Genomic DNA, 9521 nt, shown 5'->3' on the forward strand with positions numbered 1-9521 from the left:
CGCACCCCGCGCGCGCCCGGGGGGCGGGGGGGGGGCGGGGGGGGCGCGGGGGGGGGGGGGGCGCGGGGGCCCGGGGGGGGGCGCCGCGCCCCCCCCCCCCCCCCCACGGGTCTTCAGGGCCGCCAGTACCCGAGGGCGTGGGTGCGGGGCCTGGGGACGCCGAGGTCCTTGCGGACGAACCGGGCGAGTTCACGCGTGGTGACGGTGTCGCAGGCGATCCACACGTACGCCTCGGCCGGGTCGCCGAGCAGGCCGGGCAGGGCCGTGCGGACCTGGGCCGCCAGTCGTCCCCCGGCGTCCTCCCGGGGGACGAACCGGAAGTCGTGGTGGTCACGGCCGGTTCGCGACACCGGCAGTCGTTCGTCGCTGTCGTGCTGGGTCTCCAGCCAGATCGTCGCCGGCACGCCGGGCAGCGCGCGGAGCAGGGAACCGATCGCGGGGGCCGAGGCGCGGTCGCCGACGAGGAACATCCGGCGGGGCGTCGGCTCGGGGGCCGTGAAGGCGGATCCCTGGACGGTCGCCTGGATGGAGTCGCCGGGCGCCGCCGCGCTCGCCCAGCGGCTGGCCGGGCCGTCGTGGAGTGCGAAGTCGATGCCGAACGTCCCCGCGGCGGGGTCCGGGTCGACCAGGGTGTAGGCGCGCTGGTGCGGGCGGCCCGCCTCCGGGAACCACAGCCGCACCCACATGGTGGGGTGCACGCCGGTGGCGTCCAGCATGCCGCCGTCCGCGAAGCGCACCCGGCGGCATTCCGTGGTGACGTCCTCCGCGGCGGTCACCGTGAACGCGAAGTCCCGGCCCCGCATCACCTTGAGGGCCAGGCCCTCCCAACCTCGTCCCATGGCACTCCTCGATCCCGTGGATGGTGAAAGCGACCGGTGGGTCAGGCAGTCGCAGGCGTGGCCGGCCGGCGGGCCAGGGCGTCGGAGGCCTTCGCCGTCGCGTACAGGGAGACGGCCAGCGCGATGGTGAGGGCGGCGCCGCCGGCGAAGACGGTGCCCGAGGAGACGGCCTTCGGGCTGCCGGCCTCGGTGCGGGCCGAGCCGGAGATGAACGGCATCACGGCGAGCACGGCGACGCCGAGGACGACCTCGCCCCAGACGACCTTGGGGAAGTGTCGGAGCGTCAGGTGCAGCAGCGAGGTGGTGTCGTCGGCGGCACGCGCCCGGACGATCCGGGGCATCAGCCAGAACTGGTTGAAGGCGCCCGCGACGACCAGCCCGGCGACCAGGAGGATCTTGACGAGCAGGGCGACGCCGTAGCCGGTGGTCCACAGCTGCGAGATGCCGCCGATGTGCTTCCAGCTCAGCCACAGGCCGGAGACGGTGACCGCGCCGACGCAGACCATGGCGACGAGGCCGAAGCGCCGCCACATGTCGGCCCACAGCAGCCCGGCGCCGTCGCCGAGGCTCTTGCGGGTGCCGGCCAGGGCGACGAGCAGGGCCAGGCCGCCGAGCCAGACGGTGCCGGACACGATGTGGGCCTGGTCGAAGACCGGGTTCAGCCACCCGTCGAGGTCGGCGGGGGCGGTGGCCGGCACGGCGCCGATCAGGGTGACGGCGAGGGAGAGCGGCAGCGCGGCGAGGGCGATCCGGTCCACGTGGCGGCGGGCGGTCGGCGCGAAGAGGGCGATCAGGGCGGCGGCGGTCACGACCAGGACGGCGTTCTGGACGAGGTAGACCGTGCCCTGGGCGATCCAGGCGCCCTTGGCCGCGGGCGCCTGCAGGTAGTCCCATACCCGGCCCGGGGCGAGCGCGTCGCCGAAGGGCATGCCCTTGCCGGCGCGGGCGACGCGGGCGGCGAGCTGGAAGTAGCCCGCGACCAGCAGGACCACTCCGGCCCAGGCGAGGTAGCCGGCGGACCGTCTGCGCAGGATCTCGGCGTCCCCGGTGCTCGTTTCCGGGGCGCGCAGGGCCGGGCGCACGGTGGCCGCATAGGTGACGGTGGCTCCGACGGCCCCGCTGAGGCCGAGGAAGTAGCCGGTCTTGGTGAGGACCCGCCAGAGCTGGGGCATGGCGTATCCGGCCGTGTTCGCGGCCAACGAAGCATAGTGCATAAGGTAAGGCTAACCTAAATCTTATTCGGGGTCATGGCATGGGGGCGAAATTGCCGACCGTCACCGTCGTGTGGGCCGTGGGGCCGATCAGGGCTGGTCGTTGGCCCTGACCGGCCCCACGGCTCACACGACGGACCGGTGCGGTGACCGCGGCAGGTGCTCAGGTGCCGACCGCAGCGGATTCGGCGGTGGTGGTGCCGGCTCGCGCGGTCAGGGCGAGGCCGTAGCGGCGCAGCAGGAGGACGGCCGTGGTGGCCAGGCCGATGAGCAGGCCGAGCCACAGGCCGCGGGTCTCGCCACCGAGGGGGTAGGCGAGGAGCCAGGCGGCGGGCAGGCCGACGGCCCAGTAGCCGATGAGGGTGATGCGGAAGCCGCTTCTGGTGTCGTCGAGGCCGCGCAGGAGGCCGACGCCGATGTTCTGCGCGCAGTCGAAGAACTGCAGGACGGCGACGACAGCGAGGAGCCCGGTGGCGATGTGCAGGCCCTGCTGGTCGGCAGCCGTGCCGGGGTCGAAATAGGGCCGCAGGACGAGGCGGGGCACGGTGAGGTAGGCGATGCCGACCAGGGTGGTGACGACGGCACCGCAGGCCAGTGCGGTGTTCTTGATGCGGCGGGCGGCTGCGTATGCGCCGAGGGCGAGTTCGCGGCTGACGTTGATGGAGGCGGCGTGGGAGAGGCCGACGGCGACCTGGAAGACGATGTAGATCAACTGGTTGACGGCGGTGTGGGCGGCGAGCGCGGCGGCGCCGAAGCTGCCGGCGAGGAGGGCGGTGACGGAGAAGAACCCGGCCTCGGATCCGTAGGTGGCGGCGATCGGGGCCCCGAGACCGAGCAGGCGGCGCACCGTGCCGGGGTCTGCGCGCCAGAAGTCCGGGGTCAGCAGGGGCGCGAGCCGGGAGTCGCGGCGGGCGGAGGCGTAGAGGGCGAGGAAGGAGAGCAGGTGGACGCTGCTGGTGGCCACCCCGATGCCGGTGAGGCCGAGCTTGGGCAGGCCCCAGGTGCCGTGGATGAACGCCCAGTTGAGCGTGGCGTTGACGGCGACGGAGGCGATGGTGATCCGCAGCAGCGCCTGCGGGCGGCGCATGCCGACGGTGAACTGGCGGATCGCCTGGAACCAGAGGCAGGGCACCAGGCCGGGGGCGAGCGCGGCGAGCATGCCCTGGGCGCGGTGGGCGACATCCGCGTCCTGGCCGAGCCAGGTCGCGGCCTGGCCGATGAGGACCATGAGGACGGCGCCCGCGATGCCGGCGAGGGTGGCGACGGCCATCGCCGCCCGTACCAGGCCGCGCACCTCGTCGCCGTTCCCGGCCTCGGCGGCTGCGCCCTCGCTCCGTTCGGCGCGGGCGGCGGCGGCCGCGACCTGGTTGCCGACGGAGGTGACGAGCCCGACGCCCATGGTGCGCAGTTGGTTGAAGACGACCAGGGCGAGGCCGCCGGCCGCCAGGGCCTCGGTGCCGAGGGCGCCCATCATGATGGTGTCGGTGGTGGTGAGGGCGACCTGGGCGAGCTGGGTGAGGACGAGCGGGACGGCGAGGGCGGCGAGGGCGCGGCCGTCGCGGGCGAGGGTGGTCAGCTGCTGCATTGTCTTCAGTTCCTGCGGAGCTTGGTCAGCGTCTCGTCGATCCCCGCTTCGACCGCCGGGTCGAGGAGGTCGCGGGCGGTCATCCAGTCGTCGTTGAAGACGGTGTCCATGTACTTCTCGCCGCCGTCGTTGACGAAGGCGACCATGACGGCGTCGGGGGCGAGGCGGGTCAGCCGGTCCAGGGCCTCGTGCACGACGCCGCCCGCGGAGCCGCCGATGAGCAGGCCGGTGCGGCGGGCGACGGTCCGGGCGGTGGCGAAGGCCTCGACGTCGCCGACCTTGACGCCTTCGTCGATGAGGTCGTAGTCGACGAGCAGGCCGATGGTGGCGCCTTCGGGGGTTCCGGTGCCGGACTGGTAGTAGTCGTGGGCGGGTGGGCCGAAGGCGACGGAGCCCTTGGGCTCGACGCCGACGACCGCGACGCCGGGCACGTGCCTCTTGAGCTCGCGGGCGGTGCCGCACAGGCCGCCGCCGGTGCCGACGGCACCGATCAGGACGTCGACCCGGTTGTCGAGCGCCTGGGCGATCTCGCGGCCGACCGCGTAGTAACCGACCGCGTTGCTGGGGTTGTTGTGCTGTTCGGTGAAGAAGGTGTTGTCCTTGCCGCGGGCCATGTCCTCGGCGAGTTCCTCGCGAGCGGCGGTGTGGAGTTCCTCGCCGTCGGTGTCGGCGTCGACGTGGACGAGCTCGGTGCCCATGGCCTTCATGCCGCGCAGCTTGTCGGCGGCGGCGTGGTTGTCGACGACGGCGGTGAAGCGGTAGCCGCGTTCGGCGGCGACGACGGCGAGTCCGAGGCCGGTGTTGCCGGAGGTGGACTCGATGATGTGGCCGCCCTCGCGCAGGTCGCCGCGCCGTTCGGCGTCGAGGACCATCTGGCGGGCCATGCGGATCTTCGCGCTGCCGGTGGGGTTGAACATCTCCAGTTTGAGGAGCAGGCGGGCGCCGTTGTCGGCGCGGGCGAGTTCGAACAGCGGGGTGTAGCCGATGAGGTCGGAGATCCGGCTGACCACCGGGGGGCGGGTCAGGGCGTCGGTCATGGCGTGAGGCTCCGTCGGGATGTGGTGTGCGGGGTGGTGGTCAGCGGTCGAGGCGCCAGCGGGGCCGGCTGCCCCCGTCGGGGTGGTCGATGACGACCTTCGGCGGCAGCGGCAGCTCGTGGAAGGGGGACTCGTTGGAGTCCATCTGGTAGCCCGCGGTGTTGGGGTAGACGAGCAGGTCGCCGACCCGGGGCCGGGCGGGGAAGGGGACTTTGCGCCAGGTGAGCAGGTCGGAGTCCAGGCAGCTCGCGCCGCCGACGCACGCCGGGAAGGGCCCGGGCGTCGTCTCCGCCGAGCGCGCGGGGAGCAGCTGCGGTTCGGGCAGGTACTCGCTGTCGAACCACTGCTCGGACAGGCTCAGGCTGGTGCCGTCGACGGTGACGATGCCGTACCCGGTGCGGTCCTTGACGCCCTGGACGCGAAAGACCGAGGCTCCGGCCCGGTCCAGCAGGGCGCGGCCGGGCTCCAGCAGCAGCATGACGCCGGCCTCGCGAAGTCGGGTCGCGAGGCTCGCACCCGTGCCGCCCGGCCGGGCGGCGAGGATCGCGCGCAGGGCGTCGGATCCGGCGACGGGGGAGTGGTAGGGGTAGAAGTCGCCTGCGGCGAAGGACTTCTGGCCGTGGTAGTGCGCGGGGCCCTGCTCGGTGAGGAAGGCGTCCCAGGTGTCGGCGGCGACGTAGTCGACGGGGAATCCGCCGCCGATGCTGATCCGGTCCGCCTGCAGGCCCGACATCCTCGCCTTGAGGCAGAGTTCGACGAGTTCTCCGGCGAGGTCGGCGCGGGCCTGGATCTCGTAGCCGGAGAGGTGGAAGCTGAACCCTTCCATGCGGACGGTGTCGCCGGCCCGGGCGCACCGGTCCAGCGCCTGCTGCAGCTGTGCGTCGTCGAGGCCGAAGCGGCTGCGGCGCTGGGAGGGCGGGTGGCGGCGCAACAGGACCCGGGCCGGGCGCTCGCCCGTGCGGGCGAGCAGCCGGTCGAGTTCGTCGAGGGCGTCGACGGCGATCAGCGCGCCCTGCCGCACGGCCACGCTCAGCAGTTGCTCGGACTTGGCCGGCCCGGTGACGACGAGGTCCTCGCCGCGCACTCCGTGGCCCAGCGCCTCGCGCAGCTCGCCGAGGGAGGCGACGTCGACGCCCGCGCCCGCGGCGGCACAGCGGTCGATGAACGCGCCGGCCTTGTTGGCCTTCTTGGCATAGTAGACGCGGCCTTCGACCCGGGCGTCGGCGAGCGCGGCGCGGAAGGCGGCCAGGTTGGTGGCGAAGCGTTCGGGCAGCAGGTAATGGAAGGGGCCGCCGAGGCCGTGGGCGAGTTCGTGGAGCAGGCCACTCGCGTGCAGACGTTCGGTCAGCGGGTCGGGGTGGGCGGGCAGGGTCAGCGCCACAGGGCCACCTCGGTGCCGAGGCCCTGGCCGGCGGCGAGCTGGGCGAAGCGGTGGCCCAGTGCGATGTCGGTGACGACGAGTCCGCTGTTGTAGGCGAAGATCCGCTGCCCGGGGGCGGTGCGGGCCTTGGAGACGCCGGAGATGACGACGGGCAGCTCCAGGTCGACGGCGGGCAGGTTGCCGTCGGCATCGGCCATGTCGGTGCCGGTGACGCGCATCTGGGCCTCGCTGGTGGCGATCACCCGGTCCGCGCGGTGGAGGGTGGACGGCGCGAGGCCGTGACCGACGAGGATCGACACCGAGCCGGACTTGAGCCAGTCGGCCTCGACGGCGGCCGGGGTGTGGCCGCCGGCGGTCGCGACGATGACGTCGGCGTCGCGGGCGGCGGCCTTGAGGTCGGTGACCAGTTCCAGCTCGCGGTCGGGGAAGTGGCGGGCGAGTTCGGCGCGGACGGCGGCGATGCCGTCGGGGTGGGTGCCGGACAGCAGCAGGCGCTCCAGCTTCGGCAGGGTGGTGAGCAGGAACGGCAGCGCGAGGCGCCCCTGGGTGCCGGTGCCGATCACCAGCGCGGTCGAGGCGTCGGGGCCGGCGCACTCGCGGGCCAGCAGCGCGGAGACGGCCGGGGTGCGCAGCGAGCCGATGCGCGAGCAGTCCATCATCGCGACGGGCAGGCCGGTGACGTCGTCGTAGACGGTCAGCGTCGTGTAGTAGTGCTGCTCGTCGCGGCCCTTGTCGAGGCCGTGCTTGTACGAGGTCTTGACGGCGACGACGTTGCGCACGCCGTCGCGTCCGAGCATGGCGTAGGACACCGAGTGGCCGTCGGCGGGCTTGACGGTGAGTTTGCGCGGGTTGTCGGACTGGCCGGCGGCCAGGGTGCGGTAGGCCTGTTCGACGGTGTCGACGACGTCGGCGAGGCCGATGTCCAGGCCGGCGAGGTCGCTGGTGGACAGTACGCGCAGGGTGGTGTCGTCCCGGTCCATGGATGTGCCCTTTCGAGGTGGTGGGGCGGCTTCGGTGATGGCGGTTCAGACGAGTCAGACGGGTCAGGCGGCCCAGGCGGTGAGGGCGGCCTGGCCGTAGCCGTGTTCGTCGTGCTCGGCGAGCGGGCGGGTGGGACGGTCCTCGACGCGGACGGAGGCGCGCTTGAGCCAGCGGTCGGTGCCGTCGTAGCGGGCCCGGAAGGGGACGCGGCCGTGGACGACGAGGTCGTTGTCGACGACCAGGACGTCCCCCGGCTCCAGGCTCACCGCGACCGAGACGCGGGCCAGCTCCTCACCGAGGCGCTCGTACGCCTCACGCCACGCCCGGTCGGTCTTCTCCAGCGGGGTGTAGGCGGGGTCGTAGCGCATGGTCAGGCCGTCGGGACCGTCGAAGAGGGTGGGTACCGGGGCCGGCCGGCCGCCGAACTTCCGGGCCTGCTCGTAGGCGTCGTCGGGCAGGATCGGCGCGACGGGGCGCTTGAGCTGTTCCAGGTCGGCCTGCGCGAGTTCGGCCAGGCGCACACTGGCGGCGGTGGTGGCGATGCCGTCGTGGTTGCGCATGCAGCACAGCAGCAGCAGGTGGGCGCGGCCGGGGTGGAAGGCGTCCTCGGTGTGCGGGGTGAGCAGGACCGAGCTGGACGCGCCGGTCTGCTCGCTCTCGTGGCCCGGCGAGGGGACGATGTTGTGCACGAACCGGCCGTCCTGCTGGCCGTCCCAGGCGATCGGAGTGCCCATCAGGGCGGAGACGAGCAGCAGGGTCACGTCCCACAGCGCGCCGGCGTCCGCGACGGTCGACCAGTGGCCCGGGGTCGGGCCGAGCTCGGCGTCGTCGACGGTCAGGCCGCGCAGGACGAACAGGCCGTCAGCGGTGTCGACCGGGCGCAGCCGGTGGCGCAGCGCCTCGCTGAACTGGGCGCACATGACGGGCAGGTCGGCCAGCAGGGAGGGGCTGGTCGCGGAGCCGTGGAAGGCCAGCAACTTGGCGGCGGTGGTGGTGAGTTCCGTGGCGGTGGCGGTGTCGAGACGGCGTACCGGGGCAGGGCAGGTGGGCACGGGGGGACCTTCCGGGGGCAGGGGAGGAGAGATGGCGCGGGCACGTGGCATCACCGCGCCGGTGCGGGACGGCGGCGGGAGCTGGGCGTGGGGGTGTGGTCCGGGGCGGCTCGAACGGCCGGACGACAGGAAACGTAACAACGACTCCGAAGTAAGGCAAGCCTTACCCGGTCCGGTGTCTACATGTGCGTAGTCTCGGTTTCGGGCGGCGGCGCAGGCGGCGCACGGGCTCAACTCCCCAGCTCATGGCCTGTCTTGTGGTTGAAGGGCGCACGGTCCGAGGTGTGGTGCGCCGCGCTCGGCGGCTTGCGCCCCGTCTCGAACTTAGGGTAGGTAAACCTAAGCAAATCGAGCGCGACCCGAATCGAGGAACGAACGTGGGCGTCACCAGACGACAGCTGCTGTGGGCCGGTGCCGGTATCGGGGCGGCCGGGGCACTCGCTGCCTGCAGCAGTGGCGCGGGCGGATCCACGAGCGCCGCTCCCTCTGACGGCACCTCCCAACAGCCCCGCGCCGGCGGCACGTTGAAGGTCGGCGCGCTCGGCAAGGCCTCGGCGGTCACCCGCGACCCGCACGGGACCCAGGCCAACGAGAGCGACTACCTGATCATCAGCCTGATCTACGACACGCTCGCGATACCCGGGGACAGGACCAACACGGCCCCGCGCCTGGCCGCTTCGTGGAAGCCGTCCGAGGACCTGAAGACCTGGCGCTTCACCCTCGCCGACGGCGCCACCTTCCACGACGGCACCCCCGTCACCGCCGACGACGTGGTCTGGTCGCTCAAGCGCCTGCGCAACACCCCGGCGGGAAAGAGCCGTCTGCCCGGTATCCAGCCCGAGGGCATCACGGCCGAGGACGCCAGGACCGTCGTCCTGGTCTCCGACTACCCCAACGCCGACCTGCCGCTGCTGACCCGCCTGACCACCTTCGTCCTCAAGAAGGACACCAAGGACGACGCGATCGCCGGCGCCCCCGGCACCGGCCCGTTCAAGATCGACTGGTACCGCGACGGCAACGCCCGCCTGGTGCGCAACGACACCTGGTACGGCGGCAAGGTCCTCCTCGACGCCGTCGAGGTGCGGCTGTTCGAGAGCCCCCAAGCCATGGCCAACGCCCTGCTCGCCGGGCAGATCGACGTCGCCTCCAACGTCGGCGCCGTCGCCGCCCGCACCGCCGAGGCCCGCAAGGACGTCCGGATCCTGCGCCGGCCCAACGACATGGCGATGCCGATCGTCATGCGCACCGCCGACGGCCCGTTCGCCGACGTGCGGGTGCGCGAGGCCCTGCGGCGCGCCGTCGCCCCCCACCCCGGCCCGCGGGGTGTTGCGCCCCGCGCGGCCGCCCGCAACGCGGGCCGGCTGGGCATTTCGGGCCGGGGTGACGTCCTGGGGGGTGACCAACACCATCGACTCCACCGGGCCGTACCCGTTGG

8 protein-coding genes are annotated in these 9521 nt (G+C 73.1%); 1 reads left to right on the forward strand and 7 read right to left on the reverse strand.

Going from position 1 to position 9521, the window contains the following annotated elements; translation table 11 throughout:
• Positions 1-113: 113 nt before the first annotated feature.
• From ACFV4G_RS36075 to ACFV4G_RS36105, 7 genes are all read right to left on the reverse strand, one after another.
• A complete protein-coding gene (locus ACFV4G_RS36075) occupies positions 114-839 on the reverse strand; it encodes a siderophore-interacting protein (protein ID WP_380446418.1) in 726 nt (241 codons plus the stop codon).
• Between the two features lie 41 nt (positions 840-880).
• Positions 881-2038, reverse strand: a complete 1158-nt coding sequence (locus ACFV4G_RS36080; RefSeq protein ID WP_380446419.1) for a CopD family protein — start codon at positions 2036-2038, stop codon at positions 881-883.
• A gap of 175 nt (positions 2039-2213) precedes the next feature.
• On the reverse strand, positions 2214-3635 hold the full coding sequence (locus ACFV4G_RS36085; RefSeq protein WP_380446420.1) for an MATE family efflux transporter: 1422 nt from the start codon (positions 3633-3635) through the stop codon (positions 2214-2216).
• 5 nt (positions 3636-3640) lie between these two features.
• On the reverse strand, positions 3641-4672 hold the full coding sequence (locus ACFV4G_RS36090; RefSeq protein WP_380446421.1) for a cysteine synthase family protein: 1032 nt from the start codon (positions 4670-4672) through the stop codon (positions 3641-3643).
• 40 nt (positions 4673-4712) lie between these two features.
• Entirely contained in the window at positions 4713-6053 is a 1341-nt protein-coding gene (locus tag ACFV4G_RS36095) for a Y4yA family PLP-dependent enzyme (RefSeq protein WP_380446422.1), read from the reverse strand.
• Positions 6044-7033, reverse strand: coding sequence for an ornithine cyclodeaminase family protein (locus ACFV4G_RS36100; RefSeq protein WP_380446423.1), 990 nt, complete (start codon positions 7031-7033; stop codon positions 6044-6046). The genes ACFV4G_RS36095 and ACFV4G_RS36100 overlap by 10 nt, the downstream gene beginning before the upstream one ends.
• A 63-nt stretch (positions 7034-7096) precedes the next feature.
• Complete coding sequence (locus tag ACFV4G_RS36105) at positions 7097-8086, reverse strand: TauD/TfdA family dioxygenase (RefSeq protein WP_380446424.1); 990 nt, start codon at positions 8084-8086, stop codon at positions 7097-7099.
• Between the two features lie 377 nt (positions 8087-8463).
• On the opposite strand from ACFV4G_RS36105, the gene ACFV4G_RS36110 reads away from it, so the two are divergent.
• Positions 8464-9521, forward strand: a 1058-nt coding sequence (locus tag ACFV4G_RS36110) for an ABC transporter substrate-binding protein (RefSeq protein WP_380446425.1), incomplete at its 3' end; no start/stop codon positions are given.

This window comes from Kitasatospora sp. NPDC059747, assembly GCF_042732955.1.
Taxonomy (GTDB): Bacteria; Actinomycetota; Actinomycetes; order Streptomycetales; family Streptomycetaceae; genus Kitasatospora.